This window comes from Rouxiella sp. Mn2063 (assembly GCF_049319665.1).
Taxonomy (GTDB): Bacteria; Pseudomonadota; Gammaproteobacteria; order Enterobacterales; family Enterobacteriaceae; genus JBMOUD01.
The window spans coordinates 259804-276697 of sequence record NZ_JBMOUD010000006.1 but is presented as its reverse complement, the minus strand read 5'-3'; the positions used below and the strand labels follow the sequence as shown (position 1 = coordinate 276697).

General features: G+C 50.0%; 19 protein-coding genes. 9 read left to right on the top strand and 10 right to left on the bottom strand.

Annotated features, from left to right (window positions below; all coding sequences use genetic code 11):
* Positions 1-3: 3 nt before the first annotated feature.
* The gene (locus ACL9RG_RS11925; protein WP_422792830.1) at positions 4-903 is read right to left on the bottom strand and encodes a LysR substrate-binding domain-containing protein; all 900 of its coding nucleotides are present in this window, start codon (positions 901-903) and stop codon (positions 4-6) included.
* Between the two features lie 137 nt (positions 904-1040).
* Positions 1041-2444, bottom strand: coding sequence for a PLP-dependent aminotransferase family protein (locus tag ACL9RG_RS11920; protein WP_422792829.1), 1404 nt, complete (start codon positions 2442-2444; stop codon positions 1041-1043).
* Positions 2445-2853: 409 nt separating this feature from the next.
* Between ACL9RG_RS11920 and ACL9RG_RS11915 the strand changes: the two genes are divergently transcribed.
* Genes ACL9RG_RS11915 through ACL9RG_RS11885 form a run of 7 tightly spaced genes read left to right on the top strand, consistent with a single transcriptional unit; the run spans position 2854 to position 8598 of the window.
* Positions 2854-3336 (top strand): MSMEG_0572/Sll0783 family nitrogen starvation response protein, encoded by a 483-nt coding sequence (locus ACL9RG_RS11915; RefSeq protein WP_422792828.1) that lies wholly within the window; start codon positions 2854-2856, stop codon positions 3334-3336.
* A gap of 13 nt (positions 3337-3349) precedes the next feature.
* Positions 3350-4369 carry a Nit6803 family nitrilase gene (locus tag ACL9RG_RS11910; protein ID WP_422792827.1) on the top strand — a complete coding sequence of 340 codons (1020 nt, stop codon included), beginning with the start codon at positions 3350-3352 and terminating at the stop codon, positions 4367-4369.
* Positions 4329-5432, top strand: a complete 1104-nt coding sequence (locus ACL9RG_RS11905) for an MSMEG_0568 family radical SAM protein (protein ID WP_422792847.1) — start codon at positions 4329-4331, stop codon at positions 5430-5432. Before ACL9RG_RS11910 ends, ACL9RG_RS11905 begins: the two co-directional genes overlap by 41 nt.
* A 36-nt stretch (positions 5433-5468) precedes the next feature.
* Complete coding sequence (locus ACL9RG_RS11900) at positions 5469-6035, top strand: MSMEG_0567/Sll0786 family nitrogen starvation N-acetyltransferase (RefSeq protein WP_422792826.1); 567 nt, start codon at positions 5469-5471, stop codon at positions 6033-6035.
* On the top strand, positions 6032-6997 hold the full coding sequence (locus ACL9RG_RS11895; protein ID WP_422792825.1) for a sll0787 family AIR synthase-like protein: 966 nt from the start codon (positions 6032-6034) through the stop codon (positions 6995-6997). Before ACL9RG_RS11900 ends, ACL9RG_RS11895 begins: the two co-directional genes overlap by 4 nt.
* Before the next feature lie 19 nt (positions 6998-7016).
* Positions 7017-7301 (top strand): MSMEG_0570 family nitrogen starvation response protein, encoded by a 285-nt coding sequence (locus tag ACL9RG_RS11890; RefSeq protein WP_422792824.1) that lies wholly within the window; start codon positions 7017-7019, stop codon positions 7299-7301.
* 22 nt (positions 7302-7323) lie between these two features.
* Positions 7324-8598 carry an MSMEG_0569 family flavin-dependent oxidoreductase gene (locus ACL9RG_RS11885; protein WP_422792823.1) on the top strand — a complete coding sequence of 425 codons (1275 nt, stop codon included), beginning with the start codon at positions 7324-7326 and terminating at the stop codon, positions 8596-8598.
* A 54-nt stretch (positions 8599-8652) separates the two neighbouring features.
* Here the strand turns inward: ACL9RG_RS11885 and nfsB are convergent, their stop codons facing one another.
* Positions 8653-9297, bottom strand: coding sequence for an oxygen-insensitive NAD(P)H nitroreductase (nfsB, locus tag ACL9RG_RS11880; RefSeq protein WP_422792822.1), 645 nt, complete (start codon positions 9295-9297; stop codon positions 8653-8655).
* Between the two features lie 151 nt (positions 9298-9448).
* Between nfsB and ACL9RG_RS11875 the strand changes: the two genes are divergently transcribed.
* Positions 9449-10366 carry a LysR substrate-binding domain-containing protein gene (locus ACL9RG_RS11875; protein ID WP_422792821.1) on the top strand — a complete coding sequence of 306 codons (918 nt, stop codon included), beginning with the start codon at positions 9449-9451 and terminating at the stop codon, positions 10364-10366.
* 26 nt (positions 10367-10392) lie between these two features.
* On the opposite strand, the gene ACL9RG_RS11870 is transcribed toward ACL9RG_RS11875, so the two are convergent.
* From ACL9RG_RS11870 to ACL9RG_RS11845, 6 genes are read right to left on the bottom strand one after another with little or no spacing between them, the layout of a single operon-like run.
* The gene (locus ACL9RG_RS11870; protein WP_422792820.1) at positions 10393-11145 is read right to left on the bottom strand and encodes an ABC transporter permease; all 753 of its coding nucleotides are present in this window, start codon (positions 11143-11145) and stop codon (positions 10393-10395) included.
* Complete coding sequence (locus tag ACL9RG_RS11865; protein WP_422792846.1) at positions 11142-11996, bottom strand: ABC transporter substrate-binding protein; 855 nt, start codon at positions 11994-11996, stop codon at positions 11142-11144. The genes ACL9RG_RS11870 and ACL9RG_RS11865 overlap by 4 nt, the downstream gene beginning before the upstream one ends.
* Positions 11929-12312 carry an ABC transporter substrate-binding protein gene (locus tag ACL9RG_RS11860; protein ID WP_422792819.1) on the bottom strand — a complete coding sequence of 128 codons (384 nt, stop codon included), beginning with the start codon at positions 12310-12312 and terminating at the stop codon, positions 11929-11931. Before ACL9RG_RS11860 ends, ACL9RG_RS11865 begins: the two co-directional genes overlap by 68 nt.
* A gap of 25 nt (positions 12313-12337) precedes the next feature.
* Entirely contained in the window at positions 12338-13117 is a 780-nt protein-coding gene (locus ACL9RG_RS11855; protein ID WP_422792818.1) for an ABC transporter ATP-binding protein, read from the bottom strand.
* Positions 13114-14169 (bottom strand): acyl-CoA dehydrogenase family protein, encoded by a 1056-nt coding sequence (locus ACL9RG_RS11850; RefSeq protein ID WP_422792817.1) that lies wholly within the window; start codon positions 14167-14169, stop codon positions 13114-13116. The genes ACL9RG_RS11855 and ACL9RG_RS11850 overlap by 4 nt, the downstream gene beginning before the upstream one ends.
* Positions 14170-14228: 59 nt before the next feature.
* Positions 14229-14780, bottom strand: coding sequence for a carboxymuconolactone decarboxylase family protein (locus tag ACL9RG_RS11845; protein ID WP_422792816.1), 552 nt, complete (start codon positions 14778-14780; stop codon positions 14229-14231).
* A gap of 109 nt (positions 14781-14889) precedes the next feature.
* Between ACL9RG_RS11845 and ACL9RG_RS11840 the strand changes: the two genes are divergently transcribed.
* The gene (locus tag ACL9RG_RS11840) at positions 14890-15795 is read left to right on the top strand and encodes an AraC family transcriptional regulator (protein WP_422792815.1); all 906 of its coding nucleotides are present in this window, start codon (positions 14890-14892) and stop codon (positions 15793-15795) included.
* Positions 15796-15817: 22 nt separating this feature from the next.
* Here ACL9RG_RS11840 and ACL9RG_RS11835 read toward each other — a convergent pair whose 3' ends face one another.
* Complete coding sequence (locus ACL9RG_RS11835; protein WP_422792814.1) at positions 15818-16615, bottom strand: class II aldolase/adducin family protein; 798 nt, start codon at positions 16613-16615, stop codon at positions 15818-15820.
* Positions 16616-16894: the final 279 nt, after the last annotated feature.

Below are 16894 nucleotides of genomic sequence, written 5' to 3'. Positions count from 1 at the left end.
GATTCAAATTTGCTGGCTTTGTAAAAGCCATTCGATCACCCGTCGAATAACGGGCCTCAAATACCTATCCTGCGGCGTCAAAATATAGCATTTGCTGTCAGCGGCCAGCTTCCCCTGATGCGCTGGTACCAATTGCCCGTTATCGACAAAATCCTGCACTAATCCCTCCCAGCCGAGTAAAATTCCGTCGCCGAGCACGGCGGCTTGCACCAGAAATGGATAGTTATTGGCTCGCCATGTCTTACGGGGCGCAAAATTCGGTATATCTTGCGAGGCAAACCAATCGCGCCAGCCGGTCCATTCACGCTGCGGATCGTCTTGAATCAATAGCGTGTGATTGAGCAGTTCGGCGGCGTCTGGGGTCGCGGGCAGTTGGCGTAAGAACTCTGGGGAGCACATCGGGTAGCACACTTCATCGAACAACGGCACGGCGTGATAGCCAGCCGGCGGCGCTCGCAGATAAAAAATGGCCAGATCAAATTCTGAAGATTTCATCTCGGAGAAACTGTCAGAGATTTTCATGCGGATTTGTAAATCGGGCATCAACTCGCGCAATGCAGAAAGCCTCGATGAGAGCCAAAGACTCCCCATCGCACTGGTACAAGCCAAGGTGACCTGCGGTAAGCCGCTCCAGCCCATCACTTCTGCAGTAGATTGGGAAATATCACCCAGCAGTTTTCGCACCTGTTCGGCATAAATTTCGCCGCGAGGCGTCAGGGAGACTTTGCGCTGGCTTCTCTGAAACAGCTTGCAGCCCAGCATCTCTTCTAACTGCAAGATTTGCCGACTGATGGCGCTTTGTGTCAGGTTTAACTCATCCGCCGCGCGTGAAAAACTGCAATAACGTGCAACACATTCAAAGGCCACCAAGGTATTTAAAGGTGGTAAGGGTTCAATCTGCACGTCTGTGTTCGCTCCAATAGGGTGAGAAAATAATAACTTTGCTATCGCTTAATCATGGCTTGCACACGCTTATGCCATGAACCGTCCTTAAGCTCGGTGACGGATTGAGCATAGTTGATTCGTCGGCAGCCGCGATATTACAAGGCTACTGTGCTGAAATGCTCTGGGTATTCAAACATATCGGCAATAATGCTCAGATGTTCTTCAAGTATTTGTCGTGTGTTGGCGCCTCCCAAACAAAGGCGCAGGGCATCCGGCGGGTTATTATCAGTACTAAACGCCGCACTAGATACCGCACTGACACCTTGTTCACGTAATTTCACCGCAACATCAGAAGGATTCCATTGATAGTGGCGTGGCAAATGTAGCCATAGATGGAATCCCTCTTGGTCGGCTTTCACGCTGAATTTATGCAGGAAACGTGCCGCCATTTGTTGCCTTTCCCGCGCTTCTTGCCTGATAGCAACTAATACACGTTCAGCTGTGCCATCCATGATCCACTGTGTCGCGAGGGCGTTAGTGATTGGGCTCGACATCACGGTTAGCGCACGCAATGCTCCCGCTAATAACTGCGTTGAACGCTTACCGGGGCCTTTGACATAAGCTATCCGAAGACCGGCGCCAAAGCATTTGGACATTCCCGTTAGATACCAGGTTAATTCAGGCGCTAACTCGGCAAAAGTTGGCAAGTTATGTTCAGGCAACATGGCGTAGGCGTCATCTTCAATAATGGGCACGCTGTAACGCAATGCAATCTCCGCTAAATACTCTCTGCGGCGACGAGGTATGGTCAGCGTTGACGGATTTTGTATTGTCGGATTGACGTACAATGCACAGATATTCCCTTGCTGACACTGGTTTTCAAAGGCGCGCGGCAAAGGGCCATCGTCATCACATTCCAGCGCGTGCAAAGGGACATTGAGCTGTCCGGCAATCGCTTTCAGCCCCGGATAGATTAAATTACTGACGGCAATACCGCCGCCTTTACGACCCAACAACGTTAATAATCCCACCAGCGCACTATGAATCCCAGGGCATACCAATACTTCATCTGCCGAAAGTACCGGCAATCGCTTGCGTAGCCAGTGAATCGCGGCTTCTTTGTCAGCATTCACACCGCCAAAATCTTGGTAGCGCAATAGGGTGAAAATATCCTTCTGTGCGAACAGGTTTAGCGCACCTTGACGAATCGCCTCTGCAATATCCATCGATTCTGGTTCAATCGGTGAATTCATCGTCATCTCGTAGCTGCTGCCACCGCTGAGCGGAACAAGAGGAACTTTGCCTCGAATAAAGCTCCCCATTCCTGGGCGTGAATCAATCAAGCCGCGCTTTTTAGCTTCCGCATAACCGCGAGTGACGGTGGTGTAATTCAATCTCAGGGTAATGGCTAAATCACGTAATGGGGGCAGGCGTTCCCGCGTTTGTAATTCACCGCTATTTACGCCATCGGCAATCAAATCGGCAATCAATAAATAAGCGGGACGTTGCGATTGCTGGTGCAAACGTTGAGCCCAACGTTCATAAATTCCATTACTCATTGTTTTACCTTGTTTTTCTTAAATTAATGGGTGGCGAAATTATCAACAATATAAAGCGAGGTATTGAATCGATGCAATCAAAATACATATTGATTGCATCATTGATTGCATCATTGATTGCATATTGATTTTTATTGTGTGCATTCGTAGTGCAAATAAGCCTCTATTTGGTGCGGTTCCAGGTGCTGCTTACTGATTGATATGCCAATCAATGGCTCAATTAGCGCTTTAAATAATTTTTTTGCCGGGTGGCTTAGCCAATGATATGACAATGATTGCATCGGTCATTTTTTGATTGGCACAGCCCTTGCTCAACTCTCTGTGTAACGCCATCACCTTGCTCGGTGATGCACTAAGACGGGAGGCGAAAACGCCTCTTAATAACAACAGAGATAATGGGGAGTACAGCATGCCAACAGTCAATTTACCTGCTCATAAAACCGGGGATTTTTTTGTCGATTACGAAGAAAAGGTTTTTGAGGATGTAAAAGCCGAACCGGGTCAGAAAGCGCTAGTGACCTTCCACACCGTGGCATTTGAAGGATCGATTGGCTTTGTCAACATGCTACAGGCGACGCGTTTGCAACGTAAAGGCTTTGAAACGTCGATTTTGCTTTATGGTCCAGGCGTGACATTGGGTATCCAACGTGGTTTCCCAACGCTTGGTGCAGAAGCATTTCCTGGTCACCAGAACTACAACAACCAACTGACCAAGTTTATGGCGGAAGGCGGCAAGGTTTACGCTTGTCGTTTCGCGCTACAGGCGCTGTACGGACATGGCGAACCTTCACTGATCGAAGGGATCCGTCCGATCAGTCCTTTAGATGTGCTGGATCTTAAGTTGCTGCACAGCCGTGATAACGCGCTGATTATTGACACCTGGACAATGTAACCGGAGGCGCGAAATGACTCAGTCTCGTACGATACGTGCGGCGGCCGTTCAAATCGCGCCAGATCTCCATGAGGCCAGCAAAACGTTGGCCCGGGTTCTGGACGCCATTGATCAGGCAGCAGCAAAAGGCGCGGAAATTGTCGTATTTCCAGAAACTTTTGTCCCTTATTACCCTTATTTTTCATTTATTACCCCAGCGATGCTAGCCGGTGCCGCGCATCTGCGTCTGTATGAGCAAGCGGTGCAGATCCCAGGGCCAATCACACATGCGGTCGCCGAACGAGCCCGGCTGCGGGAAATCGTTGTCGTCCTCGGGGTTAATGAACGCGATCACGGCACGTTATATAACACGCAGCTGATCTTTGATGCCACCGGCAAGCAAGTGCTCAAACGTCGCAAAATTACGCCGACTTATCATGAACGGATGATCTGGGGACAGGGCGATGCATCGGGTTTAGAGGTGGTTGATACCGCCGTCGGGCGCGTTGGTGCTCTGGCTTGCTGGGAACACTATAACCCCTTAGCGCGTTATGCCCTGATGACACAACACGAACAGATCCACTGTAGCCAGTTTCCTGGATCATTAGTGGGGCCGATTTTTGCCGAACAAATGGATGTGACAATCCGCCATCACGCGTTGGAGTCAGGGTGTTTTGTCATCAATGCCACCGGCTGGCTGACCGATGCTCAGATTGAAGAACTCACGAGCGATCCTCAGTTACAAAAAGGCCTGAGAGGCGGATGCAATACCGCCATTATCTCGCCGGAAGGACGGCATCTGGTTCCCCCCCTGACAGAAGGGGAAGGCATTTTGATTGCTGACTTGGATTTGGCGCTGATTACCAAGCGTAAACGCATGATGGATTCAGTCGGGCACTATGCGCGCCCTGAGCTGCTAAGTCTGCGGATGGATGCGCGTCCTGCCGAGTATGTTTTCAACGATGATCGCCGCCGTAATGCTCACCCCGATACCGCAAACAAGGGAGTCAATGATGAGTGCAGCCAGCCTTTCCAATCAGCGACTGATTACTGAGTTATTGACGCAGGGCGTCAACATCATCAATCCGTCAGAACAGCATGTCAGTCGCCACGGTGGCGCAGGTCCTTCAGATCATCAGGCGATGACCATCGGCGGGACGACGGTGATGGTGCCGATTTATACCCACAATGCCCGTCTTTCCCCCTGGCAGGTGAAGCATGACAACCAAGGGAAAACGGCATTGCTGAAAGACGCTATTGCGGTGCGGGAGATTACCTTTGCGCACAAGCCACGTTTTTATGAGCTAACGACCGACGAAGGCGTGCCTTATTCCCATATTGCGACCCTGCATGGCACCGATGTGTTGGCAACGACGGTACTACAAACCTGTATCCGTTATGAGAATCGTAAAAAGGCCTGCCAGTTTTGTGCGATAGGCCAGTCGCTGGCGGCAGGAAAAACCATTGCGCATAAAACGCCTCAGCAATTAGCGCAAGTCGCCAAGGCGGCGGTTGAGCTCGATGGCGTCAAACATATGGTGATGACAACTGGCACGCCTTCAGGCAGAGACCGTGGGGCGCGGATATTGGTCGAAAGCGCGCTGGCAATCAAAGCCGCGGTTGATATCCCATTGCAAGGCCAGTGTGAACCGCCAGGCGATCCTATTTGGTTTCGGCGTATGCGAGACGCCGGTATTGTTAGCCTGGGAATGCATCTGGAAGCGGTAACGCCGGAGGTTCGTGCGCGGATTATGCCGGGCAAAGCTCAGGTCTCGATTACGCAATACATGGAAGCTTTTGAGCAGGCGGTGGCGGTATTTGGTCGTGGGCAGGTCAGCACCTACATTTTGGCCGGATTAGGCGATACGCCGGAATCGATCCTTGAGATCTCCGAGCAGTTGGTTCAATTGGGCGTTTATCCCTTTGTTGTGCCTTTCGTCCCGATCAGCGGTACGCCACTGGAAAACCATCCTGCACCAAACGCCGACTTTATGGAGTCGATTTTGCGACCTTTGGCCAGCATGTTACGACAGGGAGGACTGAGCCGCGAAGCGATCAAAGCTGGCTGTGGCCGCTGTGGTGCCTGTTCGTCACTGGGTAGTTTTGAGCAGATTTGAGCAGATTCGCAAAGTGTTGAGTAAAGGAGCGCCGCAATGCATCAGAGCTATCCGCAGTACACCATTAAATGGGTCACTTTACCTTGGGAAAGAGAACAGGCTTATGCGTTGCGCCGTCAGGTTTTTTGTGAGGAACAAGGTATTTTCGAACAGCATGATCTTGATGATATCGACTCACACGCCCATCTGCTGGTGGTGTTAGGCAATATGGCGGGCTGGCACGAAGAGGTGGTGGGTACGGTCAGAATTCATCAGTCACAGCCTGGTATCTGGTTCGGTTCCCGATTGGCGGTGGACTGGCGTTTTCGCCGCGAGGGGCAGTTAGGTTCAATGCTGATCCGTCTTGCCGTTTCAAGTGCGAATGCATTGGGATGTGAAGCATTTTATGCCCACGTGCAGGCGCAGAATGAATCTTTATTCCGGCGTATGCATTGGCAAACTCTTGAAACCATGACGCTGCGTGATATCCCACATGTCTTTATGCAAGCCGATCTCGACCATTATCCTCCTTGCCACGCTCCCAACAGCGGCATGGTGATGGGCGGGCGGGTAAAACGTATTCCGCAAGAGCTCGCGCCGTCTCTGTTAGGAGCCGCGCTATGAGTGATTCGTTGCCAAGTCTGTTGGCGGCATTGCGCAGCAGCATGGCTATTGCGCATAAATCTGACATCCAACATATCGCCCGCGCATTGCAGGGGGCGTGGCGGGCGGATCATCAGCATCCTAACGGGGATGATTGCGCAGTCCTGGATGAAGCGCAGGGTTACAGCCTGTTAGCTATGGAGGGGTTCATTAATCAATTTGTGCAGCACGATCCGTGGTTTGCTGGCTGGTGTGGCGTGATGGTTAATCTGAGCGATATCGCGGCAATGGGAGGCCGAGCGCAAGCGATAGTCAATGCGATATGGAGCGCCAACGATGATAAAGCCCGGCAACTTTTGTCAGGTATGACCGCCGCATCACAGGCTTATCAGGTCCCTATTGTTGGCGGACACACCAACCTGAGAAGCGAACAGCAGCAACTGGCCGTTGCGGTCCTGGGCAAGGCTAAGCGGGTGCTAAGTAGCTTTAATGCCCGCAGCGGTTTGGTGCTGATTGCGGCTATTGATTTACGCGGCCGCTGGCGTAAACCCGGTTTTAACTGGGATGCGGCTACCGCCGCTGAACCTGTACAATTACGACAAGCGATGGAAATTTTGCCGATGTTGGCCGACCGCGAATTAGCGGTAGCGGCTAAAGATATTAGCCAGGCGGGACTGTTAGGCACGCTGCTGATGATGCTCGAAAGCGGCCGTTCAGGTGCTGACATTGACCTGTTATCGATTCCTAAGCCAACCGACTGCGCCTGGCTCGAGTGGCTGCAAGCCTTCCCAAGCTTTGGTTATTTGTTGGCGGTAGAACCGGCGCATGTGTCCACCGTGCTCAATGCTTTTCACGCTTGTGAGATAGCCGCGGCACAGATTGGGCAACTTAATAACTCAAAGCAACTTTACGTTACGCAATCGCAAGAACGCGCCTGTTTTTGGGATCTCAACGATCGACCGTTAACCGGTATGGGTCACTAATCATCTTTTGGAGAATGTTATGCCTGCAATGCATTTTGTAGTTCGTTGGCCGGACAACAGCCTGGAAACCTGCTACTCGCCATCAACGGTGATCGAAACCTATTTAAAAGTTAATCATCCCTACACAGTTGAAGAATTTACCGCCACCGCGCTGCAAGCGCTTAATAAAGCCAGCGAGCGAGTTGCCAGTAAGTTTGGCTATGCCTGTTCTAGCGCGATGGATCAGGCGAGTGCGATTACCCAAAAAGCCGGGCACTTTAGTGCCTCAGACAATGTCACCGTTGAAAAAATTACGGTTATATAATCCAACCGCTGTGGAGTGAGTAATGGAACGTACTGATTATCCTGTAATTATCATTGGCGGCGGACAGGCTGGGTTATCGATGAGTTACTGTCTGAAGCAAAAAGGGATTGATCACCTGATCCTGGAGCGGCACCAGTTTGGCTGGGCGTGGCGCGAGCAGCGTTGGGATAACTTCTGCCTGGTGACGCCAAACTGGCAATGCAAACTGCCGGGTTTTGCCTACGATGGTAATGATCCTGATGGTTTTATGGTCAAACAACAGATTGTGGATTATCTCGAGCGCTATGTTGCCAGCTTTAATCCGCCGCTGCGTGAGGGCGTGACGGTGAACCGTGTCACTCAACTTGGGGAAGGCTATCTGCTGCAAACTAGCGAAGGCGAGTATCGCGCCGGGCAGGTCGTTGTCGCGGTGGGAAATTATCACCGCCCACGTTTCCCTGAGATCTCGCAGCGTTTACCTGAGCGTATTTTACAAGTGCACTCTGCGAACTATAAGTCAGCCGATAGCCTGCCAGACGGTGAAGTATTAGTCGTGGGATCGGCACAATCCGGGGCGCAAATCGCGGAAGATTTACACCTTGCCGGTCGGCAGGTGCATTTGTGTGTGGGCAGTGCACCGAGAGTGACGCGATTTTATCGTGGGCGTGACGTTGTCACCTGGTTGGAGGATATGGGGCATTACCGTTTAACGGTTGATAACCACCCGTTGGGGGAAAATGCGCGTCGTAAGACTAACCATTACGTCACCGGACGCGACGGTGGCCGCGATATCGACCTGCGTCTGTTTGCTCTACAAGGCATGAAGTTATATGGACGTTTATTAGATTATCGCGACGAGCATTTACTGACCGGTGATGACTTGCTGAAGAATCTTGATGGTGCGGACGCGACAGCAGAAAAAATTAAGGACAACATTGATGAATGGATTGCCAGTCAGGGCATTGTTGCGCCGAAAGAAGCACGTTATCAACCGCTATGGTCGCCAGCCGAGATGCCTAAAAGCATCGATTTGAGCCGTATCAGCACCATTATTTGGGCCGTCGGTTTCCATACTGATTTCAGTTGGATTGATGTCCCGGCTTTTAATGCTCTCGGTTATCCTCAGCATTATCGCGGTGAATCAATCGAAGCAGGGCTTTACTTCCTCGGTTTACCTTGGCTGTGGACCTGGGGATCGGGACGTTTTGAGGGAGTCGGTGAAGATGCGCAATATCTCATCGACCGCATTGCTCTGCGAGAGCAGGCGCTGAATACCGCTAGAGAACCGGTTGTCGAAGATAATTATGGGCGTCGCTAGCGCCTGATAACAAAACAGCACCAGCCGCTAAATGAAAAGCGGCTGGTGTGATGTTTAAAGCTGGGTAATCACTTGCTCTTGCGGCAGGCGAGATTTAGGCAGGACGGCGTTAAAATCACCTTCACTACGATAACCCACGGTGGCAACAACAACGCTGGTTAAGTTTTTCTCTTTCAGACCGAGCAACTCATCCATTTTATCAGCATGGAAGCCTTCGATAGGCGTGGCATCTAAACCGAGGCTTGAAGCACCGAGCAGTAAAAAGCCTAAAGAGATATAAGCCTGACGCGCCATCCATTCACGCTGTTGTTCAGCGGTGTCACTATTGAGGCCGATAAAGAAACGGCGTCCTTTATCTTGGTTTGTTTCTGAATCTTCAGAACGGAAACGGCCGTCTTTTTTCTCTTGTGCCAGCAGGGCATTTAAGTGGGTATCAGTAATTTCAGCCTGAGTAGTGAAGACAATTACCATCGATGCATTGAGCGCTTTGGATTCATTAGCTTCCATGATGGCCGGCAGGATTTTCTGTTTGCCTTCATCAGAAGTGATCGCGAAGAAATGCCAAGGCTGGGAGTTAACCGAAGAAGGGCTATATCTCAACAGGTCAAAAACCTGCTGCTGTTGTTCAGCAGACAGTTTACGGGAACCATCATAAGCTTTGCTGGTATGACGCGCCTTAACGATTTGATCAATATTCATACTAAAAATCCTTGGTCGATTCTATCTATAAAAAAGTTGAGAAAGCCAAACTGTTGTTAATTGTATATTTCAAATCTAAAGTTGATAATCCGCGGGGTATTTAATTCAGTTCCAACTGATAGTGTGAAATAAGCGATGAAATGAGGGTGGAATGCTAGACAGAATCACAGGAATGAATGTATTCGCACGTGCTGCACGTTTCGGCAGTATCTCTGCGGCAGCAAGAGTGCTTGGACTGTCTGCCGCCATGGCAACTAAGCATCTTGATGCACTCGAGGCTCGGCTTGGTGTGCGCCTGTTTCAACGCAGTACGCGAAAACTAAGCCTGACCGAGGCGGGGCAGCAATATTTACTGACTGTTAATCGTTTACTACCAGAATTAGAAGAAGTGGAAAATATGCTGGCTTCCCAGCGGGTTGAAGCCTCTGGTCTGTTGCGTTTAAATTCACCGCTCTCCTTTGGTTCACGTTATATCTCACCATTAATGAATGCGTTCCACGCGCAGCATCCTAATGTGACGGTTGAGTTAGGGCTTAACGATCGTGTTGTCGATTTAATTGATGAAGGCTGGGATTTAACCATTCGAACGGGGTTTCTTCGTGACAGCGGATTAGTTTCCCGCAAATTAACGGACTGCCGAATGGTGGTTTGTGGTTCTCCCGCTTACCTGGAGCGAGTGGGCAGCCCAAGAACGATCGAAGATTTACAACAGCATAACTGCTTAGGGTCAACGATCTCCAATATCAATAGTTCAGATGTCTGGCGCTTTGGACATAAACATCAACATAAGATCGCGATCAAAGGCACGTTTAAGGTCAATAATGGCATGGCGCTGGTCGCGGCGGCTGTGAGTGGGCTCGGGTTGATTTATCAACCCGAATTTATTGTCGCTGATGCCTTAGCGCGTGGTGAGTTAACCGTGGTTGAACTAGATATTGAGCCTGCGACGTTAGGCGGTATTCATTTAGTTTATTCCACCCGCCACGCCTATCCGGCAAAAATGCGGGTGATGATTGATTTTCTATTCCATCAATTTCAGGGTAAATCGCTGTGGGCAACCCAGGTTTAATCTGGGTTGCCTCTTTATTCTTGTGGTTATGATACTCGGGGTTGATAGCGAGCAATCAGCCAGCGGGCGGCAAAGTCCATTGCAAAGCCAATGATGCCGATGGTGATGATAATCGCCATAAGAGCAGGGTAATCAAGCCGGTCACGGGCGTCGAGGATCGCGTAGCCGAGTCCCGAGGTGACCCCCAACATTTCACAAGGAACAAGGACAATCCATAAAATACCAATCGAAAGCCGAACGCCGGTGAGCATGTGGCTCACAATGCCCGGCAGAATAATGTGCCATAACGTTTCCAACGGCGTGGCGCTCAGAGAACGAGCCAGCATCAGCCAACCGGGCTGAAGATGCTTTACGCCGCTGGCCGTGTTGAGAATGATCGGCCACACGGCGGCAAAGGTCAGCAGGAACCAAACCGGATAATCACCAACACCAAAAATCATCACGGCTAACGGCATCCAGGAAAGTGGAGAAACCATCCGCAATAGTTGCAGTACCGGCATTGCCAAGCGTTCGAGCGCACTAAAACATCCTAACAGCAGCCCGACGGGAATACCGATTGTCAGTGCTAATAACAGACCTATCGCAACGCGTTGCAAGCTAACGGCTATATTGCCGAGCAGATTTCCCTGCCAAAGCATCTGCCACAAGCTGCGAAAAGCCGCATCTGGCGTGAACATCGCGGCTATTCCGGTCAGCGAATGGGTCGCCAGCCACCACATCAGCAGTAACAGTATCAGCCCCGGAATACCCCAGCAAAAACGCAAAAAAAGGGCTTTCATGGCGCGATAATTTCCTGACGTGTAAAGCTGTTTTCCGGCAGGCCAAAGGCTGCCATTCCGCCAACTTGAGCAATACTGTGACGTACAAACTGATCGTCAACCAACTCGGCGCTAGCCTGCTGCGGATCCAGGTTTTTTAGGAAGCTGGCATCGCCTTCCATCACCGTAGTTTTTAACTGTTCGACCAGCGTGGCGAAATAGCTTGGGTAAGGATAGGGCTGAAAATCGATACGTTGCTGGTGCCATGACGGATGTGACATCGCGCCATCTGCTTGCCATAAACTGTATTTTTCAGCCGTCGGAGCTAATACTTGCGCCAATACGTCACGATCGTGCGGGGTGTATTGATGACTGTCGCTGCGGGAAAGAATGCTTGCTGTTTCTTGCCGATTTTGGCGGATCCACTGCTGGGCGTTAACGATGGCATTGACTACGCCTTGGCTCCAGGCAGCGCGCTGGGTTAAATCACTTTCGTGCATCAACACAACGCAGCAGGCGTGGTTCTGCCAGACATCACCGGTAAAACGCAAAATATGGCCAACATTGCGCGCTTCGGCAAGGGCATTAAAAGGTTCTGCCACAATAAAGCCCTGAATCTGTCCGCTTGCCAGTGCCGGAACCATATCTGCGGGGGAAAGCACCAGTAATTTGACCTGATTTTGGGTCGGTGTACCGGTTACCGCTTGCAACCCCGCCTGGCGCAGCATCTCTTGTACGACGACGTTATGGATGGAGTACCAGAACGGTACGGCGACCGTTTTGCCGGCTAAATCACTTAACTGCTTAATCTGCGGTGCCACCGTGAGCGCAGAACCATTGGTGTGATTCCAGGCAACGACTTTGGCCGGGATTTTTTGACTGGAAGCGCGCCCATACGGTGACCGGAGATAGCATATGGATCACATTGACCTGACCGGAGATAAAGGCTTCGATGATTTGTGACCAACTGCGAAACATCACCGGGCGTTCAACCTCTACGCCAGCTTGCTGGAATAAGCCTCGGGCGTGGGCAACCAACAGCGGTGCTGAATCGGTAATCGGTAAATAGCCGATACGCACCGGTGCATTAGGCTCTGCGGCCGCACGAGCTTTTTGCTGCATAATAAGTGGCAGCGCCGCGCCAGCGCTGAGCAGTGCGCTGAGTTTTAAAAAATCCCGACGCGACATAGCATTACACATTTGGCACATCTGCTTACTCCTGGTTAATAGCAGCGCGTGAGTTGCGCAATTTTTTTAGAATATCGAGACGGTAATGAGCAAACTCATCTAACGCTTCATGTCTTGGCTGAGAAAAACTCAGCTGCCACTCGCCGACCAAACGGCCTGGACGATTGCCTAGCAGAACGACTCGGTCGGCAATTAGCAATGCTTCGTCAATATCATGAGTAATCAGTAACCCCGACATTTGGTGTTGGCGCAGTACTGAAACCAGCAACTGTTGCATCTCATGGCGGGTAATTTCATCGAGCGCGCTAAAAGGCTCATCGAGCAACACCACTCGCGGTTGGCGAGCCAGACATCGTGCAAGTGCGACGCGCTGTGCCATGCCGCCAGATAACTGCGCCGGCAGTTTGTTTTCGTGCCCGCGTAGCCCCACGGCATCAATAGCCTGTGCAACGCGAGTCTGACGTTCATGAGCATTGAGCGAGGGTTGATGACGAAAATTGAGTCCAAAAGCCACGTTTTGTGCCAGCGTACGCCAGGGCAATAAAGTCGGGTCTTGGAATGCGACAGACAGATGGGGATGCGGAGTATTGAGTACCGCCCCCTGATAGCGAACCTCGCCGGCAAGCGGTTTTTCCAATCCGGCCAGAATGCGCAATAGGCTTGATTTCCCCACGCCACTGGCACCGACTACCGCAACAATTTCTTTGTGTTGAAGGCTAAAACTAAAATTTTGTAGTAGCGTGGTCGTCACACCCTGCTGGCGATATCCTACATCAATCGATAACGCTTCCAGTAAGCAACTCATTGGCCTAATCCCGCTAACTGTTGGCGTAATTGAATAACGCTGGGGGTGATCAAGGGCAGAAATGCGCTTTCTCTCAAACGGCGTGCGACATGATCCCCCTGCGGTGATAAATACGCTTTGCCGCCGCGCGCGATTAATTCTAATTGCACGGCCTCTTTAGCAAGGTCGATCAAGGCGATGCGTTGGCGGAACATTTCTGCGGGTTGCGCAATAAACTGCTGCTGTGCCACGCCGCTCAGTAGAGCGGTGCGTATGCCGATAAACGTCTGTTGTAGTGCTGACCAGTCGGCATGCAATACATGCCCAATCGCAAGATGCTCACGGCAATTTTCTAAGCATTGTTCCGCCAGGCCCAGCGCCATACCGCACTGAATACCCAAAAAATGCGGGCGTACGCGAGGTAAAAATGTGGCGGCCGAAGCGTGTAATAAAGACGAGCTGGCAAGCGGTACCCGGTCAAATGTAAGCGCCGCGGTGGCGCTGCCTTGCATACCCATCAGTGATAAATCTTCAGAACGGCGAACGCCTTGCGCTTGCGAGTCAATAATGGCAATAAAAGGCTCGCGGCCATCTTGCGGCTGTATCACGGTGACGATTTTAAATCCGCATGATTGCAGATTAGTCACCCAATAAAGATGCCCTGAAATATGCCATGCGCCGTCTGACGCTTCGCCGATAATTTGTAGCTCATCCAGACCAGAGAGGAACTTCATTGCGTTAGACAGGCCCGTTGCACCGGCTAGCTTGCCACTCAACAGGTCGGGCAGGTGTTGCTCAAGCAAACCGCGAACCGGGGCTTGTAACAGCATTTCAATAAAGGTCCGGTGGCCCCAAAACATAAAAGCGGCGGTCAGCGAATGGCGGGCGACTTGACTGACGGCGGTGATGACATCCGTAATATTGCCGCCGTTTCCACCCTGATCCACCGGAATACCAATCCCAAACAGACCGGCATCCGCCATTTTTATCAATAGCGGGTGACTCAGGGCGTTTGAACGATCGAGTTCAAGCGCATGGGTGTCTAACCAGTGGCTCAGAGTGTTATTTAACATGCACAAGTCTCATCTTTTTATGCGGAAATGTTGTCTGTAAGTTCTCTGCGCAAAGAGACTTATTCGCTCCAGGCCCAAGGCTGAAGTTCGTTGTTTAATGGTGTCTTAGCAAAGCTATTGGCAAAATTGCACAGCGTGGCGAGGCTAACACCAAGAATCGCGTCCAGGGCTTGTTGTTCATTAAAACCTGCAGCAAGAAATTGCTGATAAACCTCGTCGCTAACGGCACCACGCGTGGCGATAACCTGTTGAGTAAAGTAGGCGAGGGTATTGAGCTTTTCATCGGCTAATGGCTGATGGGTGCGCAAGTTTTCTAATTCGTTAGCAGGTAAAATGTGCTTCTTTTCAACGGTCGCGCTGTGCCCTGCCACGCAAAAACTGCAACCGTGGGTGGTCGCAGCAATTAACTGCACAACTTCTCTTTCTGCTGCCGATAGGCTGCTGTTGTTATTAATCTCGGATACGGTGACATAAGTTTTAATTGCGGCTGGCGATGTGGCTAATGCAGCCAATAAATTAGGAATGAACCCAGAAATACGGCGAGCATTTTCCAAATAAGGGCGTGAAGAGTCAGGCGCGCTATCAATAGTTTGTAGGGTAACTCGGGACATATTTTCCTCCTGTTGAATAGAGTCTCAGTATGTTTTTGTTGTGGTGGCTATTCAATGCTGCTAAAAGTGAATTTATTGTTCATTTGTCCACTTAATATGTCGTTTTCTTATGAAAAATAACGAATGGTTATTAGAGAATTTGCAGGTGAAGAGCACCGTTTTTCATATCGGCAAATACTGCGGCTCATGGCAAGGAAGCACGGCAGGACAAGGGAAGTCTAGCTATCACATTGTTATGGAAGGTGATTGCTGGTTGCACCTTGGGAGCGAATCGCCACCTGCATTGTTGCATACCGGCGATGTAGTCTTTATTTTACGGGATTGTCCATTTATCCTTTCCGCTCATCGTGAGCGCTCGGCTGCCCAGCGTGCTCCGGTGACGAAAATGCATGTTCTGCCACATAATGATCCCACGGGCACGGCGCTAACCTGTGGATTTTTGACTTTCCATTCGGTCATTAGTCAGATGATTTTATCGTTCTTACCGGAAGTCATTATTTTAAAAAATCAGGATGATCATTCTGGCAGTATAAAAAAAATAACCGATGTCATTCATCAAGAAGCGCAACGCGGCGTGTTATCAAGTGAGCGTGTTATTTCATCCTTAGCGGAAATTTTATTATTTATTGGAATAAGACAATATTTACAACAAACGACACTGGATACGCCATTGAATAATATAAAAATGGCCCCTGAGTTCTTGAATCTTTTTGCGGAAATTATTTTATTCCCGACTAAAGACTGGAGCGTAGTCAATATGGCTGCCGCCGTTGGCATGTCTCGTTCCTGGTTTATTCAGCGTTTTAATACTGTTTCAGCGATTCCTCCGGCAGAAATGGTCTGCCAACTGCGCATCTCTCTGGCTCGCCAGCAAATCGAAAACGGCAAAAGCCTGCAACAGGCCGCCGAACTTGTCGGCTACCAGTCGCAGGCGGCGTTTAATCGCGCTTTCCAACGTGTGACTGGGTTAACGCCGGGGCGTTATCGGCAGCAATATTTACGCTCAGAGGATTAAAGATCGCCAGCTTGATGCGGTATTAGTTTTTATAGCTGAGCAAATTGGCGGCTTCAAGCTGGCGGACGGCGGCATTCCAGTGCTTTTGCGTGATGTCATCGGTGCCATGCTGGAAGCGTTGTGACTGGGCTTTGACTTTATCAATCGCGCTTTGTGGGGCGTAATGCAAATTATCACGACCGCCTGATAATGCTGCGATCTGGATATTACAGGCGCGCTCTAAGCCTTGTAGCTCGCGGAATGCATGCTCAATGCTGACGCCGCCTGCCAGTAATCCATGGTTGCGTAAAATCATTACGTTGCTGGTGCTAAGATCTTGTACCACCCGTTGTTGCTCATCAAGATCCAGCGCAATACCTTCATATTCGTGGTAAGTGATACGCGAGTAATAACCTAATGCATGTTGGGATAAAGGCAGTAAGCCATCCTTTTGCGCCGAAACCGCCGCACCATCTTTGGTATGAGTATGTAATACGGCTTTAAGATCTGGGCGCGCACGGTGAATCGCGCTATGAATCACAAACCCGGCACGGTTGATGCCAAGCCCGGTTGGGTCGGAAATAATATTGCCGTCCAAATCGATCTTAACCAGATTCGAAGCGGTAATTTCGCTAAACAGCAGGCCATACGCATTAATTAAAAAGTGTTCTTCCGGCCCCGGCACGCGTACCGAAAAATGGGTGTAAATATGGTCGGTCCAACGATATAACGCGGCAAGTTGATAAGCGGCCGCAAGTTTACTACGTTCTTGCCATTCTTCATGGCTCACACTGTTTTTGATGTCGTTTGCATGCGAGGACGAGAGGGATACCAGTGCCATATTGACTCCACGTGATGATGTCTATTTTTCTGTTCGGATAATCGATTTTTTATACCCTATACGTTAATTTATTATAATTAAAATGCATTTTTAGCATAAATTAATATGCATAAAGTTTATTGAATTATTTTCTTTAATAATCAGTTAATTATCGATATTGCCTATCATTGTCGGTTAATCATAGCTGAAGAGAAAAGACAAAATATTTAAAATAATAATAAATAAAATCAATAGGTAATGATATTTTTTGCATTATGCCGCGCTGTGCTTTTCCTCAAT